At 55.8% G+C, this 18,380-nt stretch carries 14 protein-coding genes; 6 read left to right on the top strand and 8 right to left on the bottom strand.

The window, feature by feature from the left end; all coding sequences use genetic code 11:
* The first annotated feature begins 58 nt into the window (after positions 1-58).
* On the top strand, positions 59-1,000 hold the full coding sequence (locus GFS31_RS17740; RefSeq protein WP_225907487.1) for a tetratricopeptide repeat protein: 942 nt from the start codon (positions 59-61) through the stop codon (positions 998-1,000).
* Positions 1,001-1,049: 49 nt separating this feature from the next.
* On the opposite strand, the gene murJ is transcribed toward GFS31_RS17740, so the two are convergent.
* On the bottom strand, positions 1,050-2,687 hold the full coding sequence (murJ, locus tag GFS31_RS17735) for a murein biosynthesis integral membrane protein MurJ (RefSeq protein ID WP_225907486.1): 1,638 nt from the start codon (positions 2,685-2,687) through the stop codon (positions 1,050-1,052).
* Positions 2,688-2,862: 175 nt separating this feature from the next.
* Here murJ and GFS31_RS17730 point away from each other — a divergent pair, with 175 nt between their 5' ends.
* Positions 2,863-3,258 (top strand): hypothetical protein, encoded by a 396-nt coding sequence (locus GFS31_RS17730; RefSeq protein WP_198806064.1) that lies wholly within the window; start codon positions 2,863-2,865, stop codon positions 3,256-3,258.
* A gap of 77 nt (positions 3,259-3,335) precedes the next feature.
* Here GFS31_RS17730 and GFS31_RS17725 read toward each other — a convergent pair whose 3' ends face one another.
* The gene (locus GFS31_RS17725) at positions 3,336-4,295 is read right to left on the bottom strand and encodes a DMT family transporter (RefSeq protein ID WP_198806063.1); all 960 of its coding nucleotides are present in this window, start codon (positions 4,293-4,295) and stop codon (positions 3,336-3,338) included.
* A 428-nt stretch (positions 4,296-4,723) separates the two neighbouring features.
* Here GFS31_RS17725 and GFS31_RS17720 point away from each other — a divergent pair, with 428 nt between their 5' ends.
* Positions 4,724-5,299 carry a hypothetical protein gene (locus GFS31_RS17720; RefSeq protein WP_198806062.1) on the top strand — a complete coding sequence of 192 codons (576 nt, stop codon included), beginning with the start codon at positions 4,724-4,726 and terminating at the stop codon, positions 5,297-5,299.
* Between the two features lie 21 nt (positions 5,300-5,320).
* Here GFS31_RS17720 and GFS31_RS17715 read toward each other — a convergent pair whose 3' ends face one another.
* Positions 5,321-5,965 (bottom strand): response regulator transcription factor, encoded by a 645-nt coding sequence (locus GFS31_RS17715; protein ID WP_198806061.1) that lies wholly within the window; start codon positions 5,963-5,965, stop codon positions 5,321-5,323.
* 433 nt (positions 5,966-6,398) lie between these two features.
* Here GFS31_RS17715 and GFS31_RS17710 point away from each other — a divergent pair, with 433 nt between their 5' ends.
* Together GFS31_RS17710 and GFS31_RS17705 are read left to right on the top strand one after the other, a co-directional pair.
* Complete coding sequence (locus GFS31_RS17710) at positions 6,399-7,826, top strand: NADP-dependent isocitrate dehydrogenase (RefSeq protein WP_198806060.1); 1,428 nt, start codon at positions 6,399-6,401, stop codon at positions 7,824-7,826.
* A gap of 159 nt (positions 7,827-7,985) precedes the next feature.
* On the top strand, positions 7,986-9,362 hold the full coding sequence (locus tag GFS31_RS17705; RefSeq protein ID WP_198806059.1) for a DUF4041 domain-containing protein: 1,377 nt from the start codon (positions 7,986-7,988) through the stop codon (positions 9,360-9,362).
* A gap of 221 nt (positions 9,363-9,583) precedes the next feature.
* Here the strand turns inward: GFS31_RS17705 and GFS31_RS17700 are convergent, their stop codons facing one another.
* From GFS31_RS17700 to purL, 3 genes are all read right to left on the bottom strand, one after another.
* Positions 9,584-10,372, bottom strand: a complete 789-nt coding sequence (locus tag GFS31_RS17700; RefSeq protein WP_198806058.1) for a DUF362 domain-containing protein — start codon at positions 10,370-10,372, stop codon at positions 9,584-9,586.
* 46 nt (positions 10,373-10,418) lie between these two features.
* Positions 10,419-11,303: a DUF2887 domain-containing protein gene (locus GFS31_RS17695; RefSeq protein ID WP_198806057.1), complete on the bottom strand. Its 885-nt coding sequence runs from the start codon at positions 11,301-11,303 to the stop codon at positions 10,419-10,421.
* 119 nt (positions 11,304-11,422) lie between these two features.
* Entirely contained in the window at positions 11,423-13,798 is a 2,376-nt protein-coding gene (gene purL / locus GFS31_RS17690; RefSeq protein ID WP_198806056.1) for a phosphoribosylformylglycinamidine synthase subunit PurL, read from the bottom strand.
* 269 nt (positions 13,799-14,067) lie between these two features.
* Between purL and GFS31_RS17685 the strand changes: the two genes are divergently transcribed.
* Positions 14,068-15,195 carry a hypothetical protein gene (locus GFS31_RS17685; protein ID WP_198806055.1) on the top strand — a complete coding sequence of 376 codons (1,128 nt, stop codon included), beginning with the start codon at positions 14,068-14,070 and terminating at the stop codon, positions 15,193-15,195.
* A 143-nt stretch (positions 15,196-15,338) separates the two neighbouring features.
* Here GFS31_RS17685 and GFS31_RS17680 read toward each other — a convergent pair whose 3' ends face one another.
* Positions 15,339-16,340, bottom strand: coding sequence for an NAD(P)H-dependent glycerol-3-phosphate dehydrogenase (locus GFS31_RS17680; RefSeq protein ID WP_198806054.1), 1,002 nt, complete (start codon positions 16,338-16,340; stop codon positions 15,339-15,341).
* A gap of 134 nt (positions 16,341-16,474) precedes the next feature.
* Positions 16,475-18,160 (bottom strand): glycerol-3-phosphate dehydrogenase/oxidase, encoded by a 1,686-nt coding sequence (locus GFS31_RS17675; RefSeq protein ID WP_198806053.1) that lies wholly within the window; start codon positions 18,158-18,160, stop codon positions 16,475-16,477.
* Positions 18,161-18,380: the final 220 nt, after the last annotated feature.

Raw genomic sequence — 18,380 nt, 5'->3', positions numbered from 1 at the left:
GCACCTTTATATCGTTAGGGGCGTCTAATCGCGCAGACAGTTCTGACATTGTGCAGCTATGGCTCGATTTTTGTTGCGGCGGGTGTTGCTGGCTGGGGTTGTTATTGGAGGAATCGTAACCCTAGCGGGTGAAAGCTCAGGTTTCCGGTCTTCGGCGATGGCCCGAACACCCTCGACCTTAGCCAACGTTGGTCAGCCGTTGGCCCAGAGTACCGATAACCTCACAGCGGCAGAGGTGGCGCTAAATCAAGGGCTGATGTTGATTCAGCGGGGGCAAGCTGACCAAGCCCAAGCCCAATTTGAGCAAGCCATTGCCCTAGACCCCAACATGGCGGCGGCGCACTATAACCTGGGCCTGTTGTTTCGGCAGCAGGGTAAGTTACAAGAGGCGGCATCGGCCTTTTGGCAGGCGGTGCGGTCGGATCCCCAATTTGCCATGGCCTATGCCAACCTGGCGGGAGCCCTCATCGAAGGCGGCAACCTTGACCAAGCCGAAGCCTATCTGCGCCGCGCCATCCAAATTCAGCCAGATTTGGGCAATGCCCACTACAACCTGGGGATGGTGCTCCAAGGGCAGGGCCGCTTAGATGAAGCCCTCGCCGCCTTCACCCTGGCGGGGCAATACAGCCCCCAAGCCCCAGAATCCCACTTTCAGCGGGGCATCGTTTATATGCAGCGGCAACAATTTGGCGAGGCTGAAACTGCCCTACAGCAGGCCCTCGCCATTCAGCCCCTGTACCCCCAAGCCCATTACAACCTGGGCTTGGCCCGGTTTAACCAGGGGCGAGTAGAGGAATCGCTGGAATCTTTCCGGCAGGCCACTCAGATTAACGGCAGCTACGCCGACGCCTACTTTAGTGCGGGACTGGCGTTCATCCAGCTCGGTCGCTACGAAGAGGCCCGGACGGTGCTGGAATTTGCCCGCAACCTGTACCTCACCATGGGGCAATCGAACTGGGCAGTTTTGGCCCAAAACCACCTGAGTCGCCTGCCGAACTAGTTTGAGGCATGGACAGGGCCAGGAGACCTTGCCCCCACGGGTTAACGGGTTAGCGGCGGCGGAAGCGTTGGCTGAGGCGTTGGCCCAGTTGCCGCACTTCGGGGATGGGTAAGACGGAGGCTCCGAGGATGAAGACCAGGACGCCCACGCCACCGGGAACCAGCAGTTGCAACAGCAAGGGGCCGATGCCTGAAGTGCCTAGCCCGCGTTCGAGCCCTTGCAACGTACCCCAGGCTGCCGTTCCTGAGAGGGCGCTGAGTCCGGCTAATAGGCCAATCAGGCCAGTCCATTCCAGCAGGGGTAGACCCCGCAGGCGGCGGTGCAGCACAGCCGTCAACGCCAGGGTGGAAAACAGGTTCACCCCCACGGTGGCCAGCACCAAACCCGGTGCGCCCATCCAGCGGATGAAGAAGAAATCTAGTACGCCGTTTAGCACAATGTTGATCAGGCTAATGCGGAAGGGGGTTTGGCCGTCGCCCATGGCGTAGAAGACCCGCACCAGAACGTCCCGCGCTAGGTAGATAAACATCCCCAGACCGTAAACAATCAGCAGCGATGTCACCATGGCCGAGGCGTCGGCGTCAAAGGCTCCGCGTTCGTAGATCACCCGCACAATGGGGGAGGCCAGCACCACAAACAGCGCTCCCAAGGGCAGCATCGTCAGGGCCGTAAACAAAAGACTTTGGCGGATGCGATCCTTCAGTTCGGGCCAGTGTTCCGGGGTGGCCAACCGGGCAAACAGCGGCAAAAAAGGCACCAAAATTACGTTGGAAATGATGCCCAGCGGGGTTTGCACCAAGAGGTTCGCGTAGCTCAGCGCCGCCGCCGTGCCGGGAATAAACGAGGCAAAAAACAAGTCCGTAAACAGGTTGATTTGCAGCATCCCCGACGACAGCGTGGCCGGAATCAGCACCTTAAAAACGTCCTGCACCCCCGGCAGTTTCCAGTCAAACCGCAGCCGGGGTCGGCCTAGGCCAGACTTCCACAGGGCCGGAAGTTGCGCCAACCACTGCAACACCGCCCCGGCTAGGGTGCTGCCCGCCAGCACGGCACCGCCCAACAGAAAATAGTCGGCGTTGGTAATGTTGGCCCCAATCGCCCCGTAGAGCAGGCCCAACCCCAGCAGCACCGCACCGCTGGAGAAAATCGGGCTAATCGACGGTAGCCAAAACTGGCTATCGGCATTCAGTGCCCCAAAGCCAATGCCAATCAGCCCCGCAAACAGGGCCATGGGCGACATAATCCGCAGTTGCAGTACGGCAATGTCGCGGGCGATGGGTTCCGTTTGGCCCAAGCCAGGGGCAATGGTGTCGATAATGCCCCCTGCCGTCAGGAAAAGTACGATGGAAATGCCCACCAGCACCAGCCCCACCAGGGTATTGATCGCCTCCAGCAAGGCCGCCGTATCCTTGCGATCCTGTTTGGCCACCACGCTGACAATGGCGCTGTGGAAGGGGCCGTTGATGCCCCCCAGCAAAATCAGCAAAAAGCCAGGAATAATGTAGGCAAAGCTATAGGCATCCGCCACTGGCCCCACCGCAAAGGCCGCTCCAATCGCCTGCTGCCGAAACAGCCCCGCCAGTTTGCTAATCAGCGTCGCTACCGCCACAATGCCCGCAATGTTGGCCAGGGAACGGTTGGCCGAAGAACGATCAGCCGAAGACGGTTTGGGGTCGGAATCTGCCACAGGGGTTGCGCTAGGTTGAGTTACAGAACAGATCAGCGAACAAGGCAACGCTGGACTATCCATCGACGGACAATCGCCCAGCCTTGGCCATCCCCCATTTAACTCCATAACGGCGAACTCCATAACGGCGACGGCTGGGTAGGATAGTCCCAGGAAACCCTGGATTAAAATAGAGATGGTTAACACCCGCCAGGTTTGGCTCAACTTCCTTGCCCTGCTGCCCGGTACCACCCTAACCGTTCTGACTATTGCTGTTGCGTTTCTGCGGTTCTATGACGAACAAGACTTCCAATTCCTCCAACTCATTGCCGACCCCAGAGCCTGGAGCAACCGACTCACCGTGGCGGCCCTCGTGGTGGCAGTGGTTAATTTCGGCGTTGAGTGGAACGGTCGAAACCGAGAGGCAGACCGCCGAGCTAAAGCAGAAGAACAAGCGACTCGCCGAGCTCGAATCGAAACTGAACGCGATCTTGCGCTCCTGAGTTTTTTAGCGGAACCTTCGGACGACAACCGCCGCAAGCTAACCCAAGTGCTGGCTGTGCTGAATGAATATCGCGATAGCCTGAGCTAGCGCTCTCCAGTTTCTGCGGCGGGGTAGGCCAACAGCTTTCCTGCTCAGCCCAAACAACGGGGATCGTTGGTATGACTCTAAATCGCCGATGTCTTTGGCTTGCGGGCCTGTTCCTGCCCAAGGGCCACGATACTCGCCACCACCAGCACCATGCCGAAGATCTGCCGACCCTGGAGGCTTTCTTGCAAGAGCAACCAAGCGAGGGCCACGGTTAAGACGGGGTTGCTAACGGCCACGATGGACATCGATGCGGCCCGCACCAGATGAATGCCGACGTTGTAGCAGAGTTGCCCCAGCAGCGTTAGGGCCGCTGCGATCACGCTCAGCCCCCACAGGATGCCCCACTGCTCCGGGGGCACCTCAATTTGAATGAAAAAGAGGCTGAGGGTAGACCAGAATGCCATGATGGCAAAGTTGATCAGCGTGAAAGGGACTGGATGAATGTGGCGAAAACAAATCTGCGCCTGTACTCCTTGGAGGGAATAGGCCACACTAGCCCCTAGCGCAGCCCCCACCCCCAGACCGAGCGATGCGGTAGCGCTCCCGGCAAAACTGGGCACTACTAGCAAACTGCCCAGCATCACCCCCACCGTTACCGCCAGCCGCAGCCGACTGGGCCGACTGCCAAAGACAACCCAGGTTAGTAAGCCTGTGATCACCGGGTGCATGAAAAACAGCACCGTGGCCACCCCGGCTGGAATGCTGGCAATGGCGACAAACAGCAGCGCCATGGCCAGGTACAAAAAACTACTGCTCATGAGGGCTAGGCGGAGGGTGGGACGCCGCTCTGGTTGGAGTAGTTGAGTCAACGCCTGGGTTGTTGTGGGATACAAGCGATAGGACAGCAGAATGACCGCTGGCAGAATCAGGATGGATCTCAGGTGCAGCACTAGCAGGGAGTGGGACAGCGTTGGGGCCAGGAAGCCACCCCAACTTCCCTGACCGAGAATGCTGCTTTCTGAAAAAATCACCCGCAGCAGCACATTTTGCAAGGCCAGCCCCAGTGACCCCACCACCACAATCAAAAATCCCCGCACGACCCACCCCTCATTTAAGTGCTCCAGGGCCTCTCTTAATCCCTTTAGCAAAGCATAGGAATTCCTGCCTTGACTTCCCACCCTAGAGAGATGCTGTGGGTTTGGCCCTATCTCACAGTAGCAGGCGTACCCAGGCCACCACGGTGATCAGTAACCGGAATCCATCCATAGGCGAAGACCAAACGAGCCAAGTTCGACCGTGAGGGCATAGCCCATGCTGAAGGTGGGTGCTGCGCCAACCTAGCGTCATGGTGATGTAAACCCAGCGTAATAATTGACAGCCTGTCTGTTGATACTGAACGCCTAGGTCTCAATAATACGGGGCCAGTGGGGCAGGCTCTGTCACACCGCTGGGTGGATCATCTGGCCCCAGTCGGCACTCAGGGGTGCCGCTTGACCTGATCTTAGTGTACCGAAGCTAGCTATCCATGTCCCGATTTAGCCGTCATCCTGCGCTGTCCTATGCGCCGATTGTTCTCTTGGCCATGGGTGTTGCTGGGGGCATCTACCCAGTCAGCGCCACAGCCACCAACGTCTCAGTCTATCCTGCTAGAAAAGTGGGAGAATCATCCCAGGTAGCCCACCGCCAGCCCCAGCCCAGGGAGGGTAGCCCAGAAGGCGCATCCACGCAGGAATCCCCTGATGCCGCCCAGGGCCATCACCACCACGACACCCTAGAGATTCCCATGGGTCAACCTGTCCCTAGCCTGCAACTGGTGGTACATCCCGATGCGAAACAGGGCTGGAATCTGGAACTGCAAGTCAGCAACTTTCGCTTTGCCCCAGAGCTGATCAACCAAGCTAACCAGCCTAATATGGGCCATGGGCATCTCTACATCAACGGCGAAAAGCAAGGGCGGGTCTATGGGCCGTGGCTACACCTGCCCCACTTACCCTCCGGGCAAAACACCATTACCGTCAGCCTCAATGCCAACGGCCATGAAGCCCTCACCCACCAAGGCCAGCCCATTGCTGCAACCATAGTGATTGAGGTGCCGGAGTAGCCCCCAGGGCCACCCAAGGGACTATTCCGCGCCGGAGGGTGGCCGATGGCCTTGCTCAAAGGCAAAGCGCACCAGTTGAGAACGGTTGTCTAATTTTAATTTGGTCAACATATTGCTGAGGTGGGTTTGTACGGTGCGGGGGCTAAGGCAGAGGTGGTCGCCAATTTGTTTGTTGGTAAAGCCCTGCACCACCTCCCAAAACACCTTGGTTTCGGCGGGGGTGAGGGGCAGTGGATTGAGCACAACAGGGGCTTCACGGGGCGGTAGGGCCGACTGGGTAAACACGCCCCGCATCCGTGCCGAGCGATCAATGGCTCCCTGCACCTTGGCGATGAGCTCTTTGATATGGAACGGCTTGGGGAGGTAGTCATCGGCCCCTATCAGGTGCCCCTTCACGCGGTCATTCACCTCGCCCAGGCTAGAGAGAAAGATAAACGGTACCGCTTGCCCTACCGGAGTGGCCCGCAACTGCTTGCAAAATTCCAGCCCATCCATTCCCGGCATCATAATGTCCGACACCACCACATCCACGGTCTGGGTCGCCAATAAGTCCAACGCCGCCTGGGCCGTCTGAGACTGAAACACCTGATAGTTCTGGGCTTGGAGGCGGCGAGAAAGGGCCACCAGCAAAATTGAGTCGTCATCAACAAGGAGAATTGTCTTCATGCAGAAGCACCTCTGATCGGAGTGAGTTGAAGAAAGCGCAACGTCCTGCGCCCGTTTGGGTAGATGAGACTCACAGATGGAAATGTAACCGTCGCCATCAAGGGCAAGGCCCAAGACACGCCGGAGAATACCTGCACACCCCATTGGGTATGGCCGACCATATTTGTCTAGAATGCCCAAAATTCTGAGAATCCATCACGCGAATGCTCAGTGGTATCACTGAACTTCTGGTCGATGCTTCAGCCCACGGCCCTAGCCATGTCCCCAAATCTTCTAGTGCGCCGTCTTCCCTCGATCTTTATTGGGCCTTCAGCCCCTGGGAGAAGTCCTGAAAAATGTCTTAAGCCTGGTCAAATCGTTTTCAAACCATCCGTTTTAAGGCAAAAAGCAGATTAGACTGTGGTTTGTCTTGTCGTATTCTGGGCAAATTGCGATGTACGAACGGCTTACCCCCCCCACCGTGGGCGAACGCATCACCTTCAAAGACGGCGAACCCGTCGTGCCAGACAACCCGATCATTCCCTACATTCGCGGCGACGGTACGGGGGTAGACATTTGGCCAGCGGCCCAGCGGGTGTTTGATGCGGCGGTGGCGGTGGCCTACGGTGGTCAGAAAAAAATCGAGTGGTTCAAAATCTACGCGGGCGACGAAGCCTGCGAACAGTACGGCACCTACCAATACCTACCGGAAGACACCCTCAAGGCGATTCAGGAATACGGGGTCGCCATCAAAGGCCCGTTGACTACTCCCGTCGGCGGCGGCATTCGCTCGCTGAACGTGGCGCTGCGGCAAATCAACGACCTCTACGCCTGTGTGCGCCCTTGCAAATACTACGCGGGCACCCCTTCCCCCCACCGCAGCCCCGAAAAGCTGGATGTGATCATCTATCGGGAAAACACCGAAGACATCTACCTCGGCATTGAGTGGAAGCAGGGCGATCCGACTTGCGACCGCCTGATCAAACTCCTCAACGAAGACCTGATCCCCGGCACCCCGGAGCACGGCAAAAAGCAAATCCCCCTAGATTCCGGTATTGGCATTAAGCCCATCAGCAAAACCGGGAGCCAGCGCCTCGTCCGCCGCGCCATGAAACACGCCCTGCGCCTGCCCAAGGACAAACAGCAAGTCACCCTGGTACACAAGGGCAACATCATGAAGTACACCGAAGGAGCCTTTCGCGACTGGGGCTACGAACTGGCCACCACCGAGTTTCGGGCCGAGTGCGTCACCGAGCGGGAATCCTGGGTGCTGGGCAACAAAGAAGCCAACCCCGATCTGTCCATCGAAGACAACGCCCGCCAGATTGAACCGGGCTACGATGCCCTCACTCCCGAAAAGAAAGCGGCCATCTGCGCCGAAGTAGAAGGCATCCTCGCCGCCATTTGGGACAGCCACGGCAACGGCCAATGGAAAGACAAGGTGATGGTCAACGACCGCATCGCCGACAGCATCTTCCAGCAAATCCAAACCCGCCCCGACGAATACTCCATCCTCGCCACCATGAACCTAAATGGCGACTACCTCTCGGATGCGGCGGCGGCCATCGTCGGCGGCTTGGGCATGGGGCCAGGGGCCAACATCGGCGACACCTGCGCCATCTTTGAAGCCACCCACGGCACGGCCCCCAAACACGCCGGACTCGACCGGATCAACCCCGGTTCCGTCATTCTCTCTGGGGTGATGATGCTGGAATATATGGGCTGGCAAGAGGCCGCAGACCTGATCAAAAAAGGGATGGGAGCCGCCATCGCCTCCCGCGAAGTTACCTACGACCTCGCCCGCATGATGGAACCCCCGGTGAACCCACCCCTGAAGTGTTCGGAGTTTGCCGAAGCCATCATCAACCACTTTGGTGATTAGGTAAATCAAGCTGAAACATAACGCCTCTTATTTCCTGTGATGCATTTAGGTAAACTTTTGTGCATCGCAGGATTTATTTTTTATAAAAACTTAGTCAAGCATTATGGTGTCCTTCTGCAAAATTGGGCATCCTAAAAGAGTAAACTACTAAATTTAGTTATGTCTTTCCTACTACTTCTGCTAACGCTAGGGGCAACCACCGTAGCTGCTATTCTCTATCAAAAGCTTCAATCCCTTCAAAATGAAAGACGTATTGAACAACAAAAAGCGAAAGAATCTATTGATCAGCTCCAAGCTTTCAAACAAAAATATGGTGATATCATATCAAAGGCCCAAGCCGCACAGAAGCTAGACAATCAGATTACAATTACTAGAGATCGACTAAAAGAAATACAACAGCAGGCTAATCTCAAAGAACAAGATATTAATCATAGGATTGGTATCTTAACCCAAAAACTAGAAGAACTCGAAGAGAAAGACTTTATTGAAGAATTTGGCTTCTATGAATCGAAATACGATTTCGGGAGCGCCTCAGAGTACAAAGCAAGACTGGATGATATACGGAGTCAACAAAAGATTTGCTTAAAGAACAAAAACGCTGCTATTTGCAACACAGAATGGACGGTTTCTGGAAGCAAGAAGCAAGGCCAAAAGATGGTCGAGGGCTTCTTGCGGTTAGTGTTACGAGCTTTTAATGGCGAATGTGATGCAGCTATAGGGAAGGTCAAGTATAACAATGTTCAGACAATGGAGAATCGTATCTCCAAAGCCTATGAAACGTTGAACAAACTTTCTGAGACTACTCACTGTGAAATCACAGATTACTACCTACAGTTAAAACTAGACGAGCTTCACCTAGTTCATGAATATCAGGAGAAAAAACAGCAAGAGCAAGAAGAACAAAGATTAATTCGAGATCAGATGCGCGAAGAGGAGAAAGCCGCAAAAGAACTTGAAAAAGCAAGGATAGAAGCAGAAAAAGAAGAGAAGTGCTATCAAGAAGCTTTAGAAAAAGCCCGTAGAGAAGCTGAAAATATAAGCGGTGCTGCCCAAGACAAACTACTGGCAAAAATCCAAGAGTTGCAAAAGAGAGTTGATGAGGCCGAGACTAATCGGCAACGCGCCATTTCTCAAGCTCAGCTTACAAAAAGTGGATATGTCTACATTATTTCAAATATTGGCTCCTTCGGAGATAACGTCTATAAGATTGGCATGACAAGAAGGCTTAATCCAGAAGATAGAATTTCTGAACTCAGTAACGCTTCTGTTCCGTTTCCCTTTGATATACACGCCATGATTTCGTGTAGCAATGCTCCAGAGCTTGAGTCAAAGCTACACAAATTATTTGATAATAGGCGCATTAATAGCGTTAACTCTCGAAAAGAATTTTTCAAGGTATCGCTAGATGAAATCGTTGCTGCTGTTCAAGAAATTGATAAAGAATCTTCGGTATGCACATCAGAAGTTCGTATTACTAAAGTTGCCGAAGCAGCGGAATATCGTAAGTCGTTGGCAAAGCTTAGAGCAAATGAGTAATCACCCCAATGCAACTCACTGAACTTAGTTAATCACAAGGAAGATTGGTAGTGCATTAGTGCGTGGGACGGAGGAAAATCAGGCAGCGGCTAGCCGATATCGCTAGGGCCACCGATGTCTCTGAAAGCTGGTTACAAGGCTATCGCGTGTTATGACACCGTGCCCAAAGTGGCAGAGGTCACTCCCAAGGTTAAAGGCACTACCCTGGGCGACCGATGCCGTTAATCGAGGTTAGGGTCTAGGGCCGTAACGTAGCTCGGCGTTTCTTCTCCAGCCATCGCGGAGGCGGTTTTGTCTACAGCCAGTAGGTTATCGCCCCAGATTACCTGACCGATGGGGATGCCGTCGCCTCGGTCGGGTTGCCAGTCGCGGCTGACGAATTTTTGGGTGCAGTCTACCACGCCGCCGTGGAAAAAGTGGCCCAGGGTACCGTAGACATCCTGAAGCACCAGGGGCACCGAGGGCCGATGCAGTTGCCCCCGTGAGTTGGGGCTGCGGGCTTTATATTTTGCCCTAGGGAAGAGGCCGTAGAGGTTTTTCAAGGACGCTGAAATCAGTGCCTCGCCCTTCAGTTGGGTGCGTTTGAAGGCGCTGACAGAAATGCAGCCATCCACCTCTTGCAATAGCTTGGGTGCCCACAGGGTCTTGAACCGCACGGGATTGGGGGAGCGGTTGGGATATTCCACACAGTCCAACTGGTCAGCATCCAGCAGGCGCATTCCCTCATCCAGCAGGGCATGAACCCCATTTTTAGCCATGATGGCGTCGAAGGACACCTTCGAGCATACCCCTTCGACGATCAGGATTTCCGCCTGGGGGTTGTGCCGCCGTAAGCCTTCTAGCACTCGACCCAGCACCGCCATACTCACCGTCACCGGAGGCCCCACGGGATAGCCGAGGTTGGGCTTCACCACAATCCGCCGCGCCCCTTGCAACGAGGTCGGCGGTGGGTAGATAAACTCCGCCGTGGGAGCAGTCTGTACCGAAGCGATAGCAGGAGATAGGGGCATTGCAGCGCTGGAATAATGGGGGCTCAGCGATGGACGGTAATTGACGCTATGGTTCAGCAACCGGATGGGCCATCAACCACGCCGTTAACTCATCCCCATCTGCGAGATCCAGCGCCACATCCAGCAACGCCTCCAACTGCGGCAGCGATAGGGCACGAATATGGGCGACCTGATCCTCGGCCAATGCCCCTAAACGACGGGTCAGCAGTCGAATCAGCAGCGCGGCTTCTCCCTTTTGGGTACCAATGTGTTCCCCTTCTTCACGGCCTTCTTCACGGCCTTCTGCAAAGACTTCTTGGTAGAAACGGGTTTGCCGAATATCCGCAATCGTTAGATCCAGCATGGCCAGAATCTCCTGGGTGGTGAAGTTGGGAAACCTGTTGATCAGTATAGCTTCCAGGCTATCGAGGATGGATTGAAAGGCGGTTTGCCCTTGGCCCCTGGCTTGGTCGAGCACCTGCTTGGCGGCATTGGGTAAAGACGCATTGGGCAGCACAATCAACCGTAGGAGAGCCAGGGATAGGGGCAAATCTGTGGCCTCCCGTAGGTCGTTGAGGTACAGCCGCTGAACTTGGCCATGGAGCAGTGTGGCGTAGGGAACTTCACAGCCCAAGTTTTGTTGCGGCGACCGCAGAATCAGCAGCCCCTGCCATGGACGTTCGATTTGGTATTGGTACAGGTAGAGGTGGGTTTCCGCAAAGTAGCGGCCATAGAAGCGCGGGTCGGCCTGCATTTGGGCCTCAATAAAAATGACGGGCACTGATGGATCCTCCGTCAGCGGCATCAACAGCCCGTCGAGGCGAAACTCACTTTCCTTCACCACCGGGGCCACATACTCGAACTGGCAGTCGGCGGGTAGCCCAGGGATCAACTCTGCCAAAAGAGCAGGCTGAGCCAGAAAAATTTGGTAGTAGAGCTTATCCGTTTTCATGGGGTCTGATACTAAATCCGGCTCGTTGCCCCCAGTATCATCCGTGGGCGAGGAGATCTCGCCCCTACCGTTTGCTAGGCCGGGAATCTCAGAACCCCGGTCTCTCGCTATGGAACAACTTAGGCCGCTAGGCGTTCGGCGATGGCGTGGCTCCAGATGTCCGCCAGTTGGGTGACGGTGTCGGCGATCAGGGGTTTGCCGTCTTGGGTGGTGAGGGTGAGGGTATCGCCCTGGACGGTGCCGAGGGGTTGCCAATGGCCTGTCAAGGTTTCAGCCAGGTAGGCTTCCCAGGCGGCTTGGTGCTCAGGCGAAACGGATACCAGAATCCGGGCACCGCCTTCCCCAAACAGCACCCGATCCCAGCGCAGATCCGTTTGATTCGCATCCAAAGGCACCGTTACCGCTGCCCCCAGTTGGCTGCTGATGCAGGATTCCGCTAGCGCAACGGCTAGACCACCTTCAGCAGAATCATGGGCGGAGCGCACCCAGCCCTGGGCGATGCCGTGGCGACAGGCGGCTTGCACTCGTTTTTCTAGGGCCATATCAATGGCGGGGGGGTGGCCCGTGGCTTGGCCCTGCACCACCATCAGATATTCCGAACCGCCTAGGGTAACGAGGGGACGGTCGTTGGCGGTGGCCGTTGCGGTGGTTTCGAGGGTCACACCCAGCAGATAGATCAGATCCCCCGCCGATTGCCAGCCCTGGCCGCAGGTGAAGTTGAGGTTGTCAATCAGGCCCACCATACCGACGACGGGGGTGGGATAGATGGGCTGGGGGTTGCCCTCGCTGTCTACGGTTTCGTTGTACAGGGACACGTTGCCCCCGGTGACGGGGGTTTCAAACTCGCGGCAGGCATCGGCCAAGCCCCGGCAGGCTTCGGCCAGTTGCCAATAGCCGATGGGCTTTTCGGGACTGCCAAAGTTGAGGTTGTCCGTCACTGCTAGGGGTAGGGCACCGACGCAGCTTAGGTTACGGGCGGCTTCGGCCACGGCGGCTTTGGCCCCTTCGTAGGGGTTGAGGTAGACGTAGCGGGCGTTGCAGTCCACCGTAGCGGCCAGCCCTCGCACCACCTCACTGGGTTGATAACCGGGCACCGATTCCAGCGGACGCAGCCGAATCACTGCCGCATCGCCCTGGCCGGGGCATTGCACGGTGTTGTTCTGCACTTGGTGGTCGTACTGACGGTAGACCCATTGTTTAGAAGCAATAGTAGGCTGACCCAAAAGCTGGTGCAGAATCACCGTCCAGGCGGTTGCACCCGTCTCCTTAGCCAGTCCCGATACCGTGGCTGTGGGCAGGCTGGCTTCACTCCAATCCCAGGCTGCTTGGGCATAGGCCGGAGGTTCGGGCAGCAGGTCGCGGTGGTAGATGGGGGTATTTTCCGCCAGGGCCAGGGCCGGAATTTCGGCAGCGACTTCACCTTTAAATAGAATCCGCACGATGGGATCTTCGATTACCGTACCCGCCACAACGGCGTGGAGACCCCAGCGCTCAAAGACTTCGATGACTTCAGCTTCTCGACCCGCCGCCACCACAAACAGCATCCGCTCCTGGGATTCGGACAGCAGATACTCGTAGGGCACCATGCCCGTTTCCCGCACGGGAATGAGGTCGAGGTCTAGCTCGATGCCGACGCCACCCTTGGCCGCCATTTCTGAGGTAGAACAGGTGATCCCCGCCGCGCCCATGTCTTGCGCCGCCACGATGGCCCCGGTTTTGAAGGCTTCCAAACAGGCTTCCACCAAGGATTTTTCCAAAAACGGATCGCCCACCTGCACCGCCGGACGGTCGGCCTCGGATTCGTCGGTGAGTTCGGCACTGGCAAAGCTGGCCCCGCCCATGCCATCACGCCCGGTGGTGGAACCGACATAGAGGACGGGATTCCCCAGCCCCGCCGCCCCAGATTTCACAATATCCGGCGTTTCCATGATGCCAATGGCCATGGCGTTGACCAGGGGATTGCCGTTGTAGGCCGCGTCAAAATAGACCTCGCCGCCCACCGTGGGCACCCCAAAGCAGTTGCCATAGTGGGAAATGCCCGCCACCACGCCCTGGCACAGCCGCCGAGTACGGCTATCGGCCAAATCGCCAAATCGCAGGGAATTCAGCACCGCAATGGGCCGCGCCCCCATGGTGAAAATGTCGCGCAGAATGCCGCCCACCCCCGTCGCCGCGCCTTGAAACGGCTCCACCGCCGACGGATGGTTGTGGGACTCAATTTTGAAGGCCACCCGCAGGCCATCCCCCGCGTCGATGATGCCCGCATTTTCCCCTGGCCCCACCAGCACCCGTGGCCCCTCGGTGGGGAACTGCTTCAGCAGCGGACGCGAGTTCTTATAGCAGCAGTGCTCCGACCACATCACCCCAAACATACCCAGCTCGGCCCGGTTGGGATGGCGACCCAGGCGCTCCACAATCTCGTCATACTCTTCCGGCTTGATGCCCTCAGAGGCAATCTCTTCGGGGCTGAAGGGAGCGGCGGCGTAGGCGGTCATGGTAGGCGCTCGAAAAACGACGAAAAATCTGCCTACCGATCTTAATTCAAATCCACGGTCGAACGGCCATCTTCGCTGCCTTTATGGCCAGCCATCTGTAGGCGCTACCCCCACGCTCCAAGCCCTTGGGGTTGTCGATGGCCGATAGCAATGGCTAGCCTTTGGGAAAGCTAAGACGAATTCACTGGTCGCCAGGGAAGAGGATGTCGTTCTGTCACTGTGGTCAAGCCAACCCCTTGTCATTCAAAAACTACCCTAGGTAAATGCCCATGAGTGGACTTGAATTACTGACTATTATCATTGGCCTTACTGTTTTAGGCTTCTTATTAAAATCCATCTATTCTCTGAGTCAAAGAAGCCGAAGGATTCAGGCTAAAATCGCCTCTCTAGAGGATGAGAATGCTCGCCTATGGACAACTCAATCTGAACTTTCCAGTGAAGCTAAATGCCTTCAGGACACGGTGGATAACCTGACGGCGGAGAATCGCAGCCTTAGACAACGCAACGCTATTATTCAATCCTTTGAATCCTTATCTATTGAGCAGCTCTCTGCGATTGAGAATAATCTCGATCTTGTGATAAATCGCGACAAGCTAACTCAAGCTATTACAGAAGCTGGAAGCCAGAAGACAAACCTAGAGATTGAAATTAATCAACTTAAGCAAATTGTTGACCTCTGGCAAGAGGAATATCGAAGAATTGAAGCCCAGCACGAAGAAATTATCGATTACGACCAACGCCTCAAAGCCTATCCTGGGTTACTCCAACAGCAAGAGGGACTCATCCATAGAATTGATGAGATAGAACAGGAAAAAGCAAGCCTAACTGAACAACTCTGGCAAGCTCAAGCCCAAATTGAACGAGACTTACAAGGGCTACACCGCATCAAGATCGTTTCTGCCTGCCGTCAGCACAGCACGAGTGACAGAGAGCTTTTTCATGCCACGATTGACATGAACTTTGGTCGTGTACGCGAAGCCCTCGACTTTGCTGAAACCATGTTTGATGACGTTCTAGATGTCTGGGATTCCGCCCGTGTCTCCGCTGACGCCTCCAACTTTATCCGTCCTGATGATGCTTACCGTGCTTTACAAAGTTTGGCTTGGTTTGGGCAGCACTACTTTGAACAGGATGGCGACATTGGCGATAACCTGTACGGCTTTTTGAGAGAAAACTACAATCTGGAATGCACTCCAGAAAGCAAAACCGTTGAAAATGACAAAAAGCTACGAGATGAACGGTGCTTTTGGAACGGTAGTCAACGCAAGGAAATGTTTAAACACGTTAAACTTGGCGGCGGCACAGGAATGAACAAAATTCTACGTATCTACTTTAATATTAACCGCGAGAGCCAACGGATCGAAATTGGCCACTGCGGCAAACATTTGTCGAACTAGGCAACCTGGTTGACTGACAAAAGCTGCTGCTTCGGGCGCGAAAACCGCGCTCCTACAGCCCTGGATTCATTTAGGAAGCAGGTCTCCTGACCCTTCGACGGAATGGGTTTTAGCAAGTTTTGTCAGTCCATCAGCTAGGCAACTCATTCAGCATTTAGGACTTGTTGATAGTCCTCAGCTTTGAGTTTGCGTTCCATCAGAGCGGCAACGGCTTCTTCAGCCGAAATGTCGCCCTGGAGGAGGCGATAAACTTGTTGGGAAATGGGGGCCGAAACGTTTTCTCGCTGGGCAATGGTCATCAGCACTTTGGCGGTATTTACCCCTTCGGCGGTGCTGCCCAGTTCATCCAAAATCTGCGCCAAAGATTTGCCTTGGGCAAGACCATAGCCCACCCGATAGTTGCGGCTGAGGGGGCTGGTGCAGGTGGCCAACATATCCCCCAAACCAGAGAGGCCAAGAAAGGTTTCGGGCTGTCCGCCGAGGTGGGTGCCAATACGCATCACTTCGGGCAGGGCGCGGGTAATGAGAGCAGAGCGAGCATTAGAGCCGAGATTTAGCCCTTCACAAACGCCGACCGCAATGGCAATCACGTTTTTCAGGGTGCCCCCTAGTTCGGCTCCTAGGGGGTCGGTGCTGCGATAGGTACGAAAGTTTTCTGAGGCGAAAATATGCTGCACAGCTTCGGCGGCGGTTTCGTTTTCGCAGGCGATTACCGTAGCGGCAGGAAGCCCCTGCTCAATTTCTTTAGACAAATTAGGGCCAGACAAAACCGCAACCGCATGGTTGGGAAAAGCGTTTTGAAAAATGCGGGAAGGGGTCAGCGTTGTTCCGGGATCAAGTCCTTTAGTGGCCGTTACCAAGATGGTGGTTTCAGGAATGTTGAGATCCTTCAACTGATTGACTAAATCTGGCACACCCTTCATCGAAATGGCAGAGATAATCACTTCCGCCCCATCAACGGCTTCTGTTAGGGACATATTCCCCCGCCGAGACCACATTTTGACGTGGTGATCGTTGCTGTTGGCAATGTGGGCTAGGGCGCTGCCCCAAGCTCCAGACCCCAAAATAGTAAGGGTAATTTGGCGGTGCTTATAGGTTTCAAAAATGTCGTTAGTCGTTTGGGGAATGGAAAGGGTGGCAGTCATAATTATTGGGGGTTGGTTATGGGTTGTTGGGGAGCGGGGAGAGATACTAGAGCGTCTTGGGGCGTTCGTATGAAAAGGTTGGGATAGCTTAGCCTGTACCGAATTGTTGCCTTTTGCCCTTCACGTTGTGCTGTCTAAACTTCTTGTAGCGCCGCCTCCCGTCCCAAGGCATAGTCGGGAATGCAGTTGGTTTCCATAAATCGATGGTACGCCTGGATGTTGCGATCACAGCGTTCCTCGTCCCAGTTGCAGTGGTGGCGCAGAACTTGGGCGACGGTGGGCAGGGCGTTGAATCCGTAGTCGTGGTGCATGGCCAGGGTGGTGCGGCGACGCAGGATATCTATGAAAGTCTGGGCCATTTCGGATTGGACAGCAAAGACAATCTGGGCCTGGATATCGGAATAGGCAGGATGGATAGGTTGGGCGAGGTCGGGAGACTCATCCACCAGGGCCAGCACTTGGGGCGTTTGGGCACCGTACAGGCTCAGCAGGTGGTTGAGGACGGGGGGCGCGATGCGATCTCGGTAGCGTTCGGTGAGGGGAAGCACCTGGGGATCATCCAATCTCAGGGCACCGGGCAGGGGGCGGCGATGGGTAGGGCAGGGGGGCACGGGTTTGCCCCGCTTGCGGAAGGTGGCATCGACAAATTCTTCCCCTACCTGGCGATGGGTGGTGAGTTTGCCGCCGATTAGGGAAATCAGGTTTTGGGCACCCTCGCGGCTGTGGTCGTGCAGGATGTGGGCGCGGGTGATGCTGCCCGCTTTTTTGCCCTCGGCATAGGGCAGGGGGCGGACGCCGGAATAGGTGAATCGCACATCGTTGCGGGTGAGGTGAGCCGCCGGGAGAACGCGGTTGGTTTCGGCGATTAGGTAATCCACCTCGGCATCGTCGGCTTTGATCGGGTCGAGGGGGCCGTTGTAGCGTTCGTCGGTGGTGCCTATCAGCACTTGCCCCAGCCAGGGCACAATGAAAAAGGGCCGCCCGTCGGTTTTGGCCTCCACATACAGGGCCGACTCCGGCGCACCGGGGAAGCGATCCACAATCAGATGACTGCCCTTGGTGCCGCCAATTTGCCGCCCTTGGCTGAGGGGCGATTCGCTCAGGCCACAGACCGCATCCACCCAGGGGCCGGAGGTATTAATCACCACAGTTTTAGCGTGGGTTTGCACCTGGGCCACGTTTTGCCCAAGACCATTCTGACTTAGCCCATCCCGCACCGTCAGACCCACAATCCGCTGATTCTGCACCTGAATATCCGTCACCTCGGCATAGTTCAGCACCGTGGCCCCGGCCTTGTGCGCGTCTAGGATATTCTCCCAGCACAGCCGCTCGGCGTATTCCACCTGGGCATCGTAGTATTGGGCGGCTCCAGCCAAGTCGTCGCTATCCATCGCCCGAAAGAGTTGGCGAGTGCTCTGGCGCGACAGCATCCGATGGTTGGGCAAGGATTTGTCGTAGCTCAGCACGTCATAGAGCACCATCCCGGTTTGAATCACCCGGTAGTGACGGGAGCCGCTGCGGTAGATGGGAATCGTCATCTGCACAGGCTTGACCAGGTGGGGCGCGTTACGCAGTAAAACCTCCCGTTCGTGGAGGGATTCGCGCACTAAATGGAACTCAAAATATTCCAAATAGCGCAATCCCCCATGGACTAAACGGGTAGACCAACTGGTGGTTCCTCCGGCAAAATCGCCCTTTTCAAGGAGGAGCGTTTTAAGCCCTCTTAGGGCGGCATCTCGCGCTGTGGCTGCTCCATTGATGCCGCCGCCAATGATGATGAGATCGTAGGGTTGGGTGGCGATGGCCTGGAAGTTTCGCATGGATGATTACAGTATTTTTCTGAATGGTGGTTGGTTATAACTGGCTGGCAGCGGTGGGGAAAATTTAGCCTGCTTCAGCAGATATTTTCGCTAATCCGAGGAGTTGGCTCCTCCTACTAAATCCCGGTTTTTGATCCACGATTGAAAAATCGATCCCGCTCTGGCTGAGCTTGTCATTGGCATAGCCCCCTCAACGGGGAAAGACTCAGTTGATGTAGGG

The sequence above is a fragment of the Leptolyngbya sp. BL0902 genome, from assembly GCF_016403105.1.
Lineage (GTDB): Bacteria > Cyanobacteriota > Cyanobacteriia > Phormidesmidales > Phormidesmidaceae > Nodosilinea.
Note: the sequence above shows the minus strand (reverse complement) of the source record. Positions and strands in the feature narration are given on the sequence as shown.

Excerpts from the sequence above, each read along its gene's own strand:
- GFS31_RS17740 (WP_225907487.1), top strand. The coding sequence starts at position 59 with ATGGCTCGATTTTTGTTGCGGCGGGTGTTGCTGGCTGGGGTTGTTATT.
- GFS31_RS17730 (WP_198806064.1), top strand. The coding sequence starts at position 2,863 with ATGGTTAACACCCGCCAGGTTTGGCTCAACTTCCTTGCCCTGCTGCCC.
- GFS31_RS17720 (WP_198806062.1), top strand. The coding sequence starts at position 4,724 with ATGTCCCGATTTAGCCGTCATCCTGCGCTGTCCTATGCGCCGATTGTT.
- GFS31_RS17715 (WP_198806061.1), bottom strand. The coding sequence starts at position 5,965 with ATGAAGACAATTCTCCTTGTTGATGACGACTCAATTTTGCTGGTGGCC.
- GFS31_RS17710 (WP_198806060.1), top strand. The coding sequence starts at position 6,399 with ATGTACGAACGGCTTACCCCCCCCACCGTGGGCGAACGCATCACCTTC.
- GFS31_RS17705 (WP_198806059.1), top strand. The coding sequence starts at position 7,986 with ATGTCTTTCCTACTACTTCTGCTAACGCTAGGGGCAACCACCGTAGCT.
- GFS31_RS17700 (WP_198806058.1), bottom strand. The coding sequence starts at position 10,372 with ATGCCCCTATCTCCTGCTATCGCTTCGGTACAGACTGCTCCCACGGCG.
- GFS31_RS17695 (WP_198806057.1), bottom strand. The coding sequence starts at position 11,303 with ATGAAAACGGATAAGCTCTACTACCAAATTTTTCTGGCTCAGCCTGCT.
- purL (WP_198806056.1), bottom strand. The coding sequence starts at position 13,798 with ATGACCGCCTACGCCGCCGCTCCCTTCAGCCCCGAAGAGATTGCCTCT.
- GFS31_RS17685 (WP_198806055.1), top strand. The coding sequence starts at position 14,068 with ATGAGTGGACTTGAATTACTGACTATTATCATTGGCCTTACTGTTTTA.
- GFS31_RS17680 (WP_198806054.1), bottom strand. The coding sequence starts at position 16,340 with ATGACTGCCACCCTTTCCATTCCCCAAACGACTAACGACATTTTTGAA.
- GFS31_RS17675 (WP_198806053.1), bottom strand. The coding sequence starts at position 18,160 with ATGCGAAACTTCCAGGCCATCGCCACCCAACCCTACGATCTCATCATC.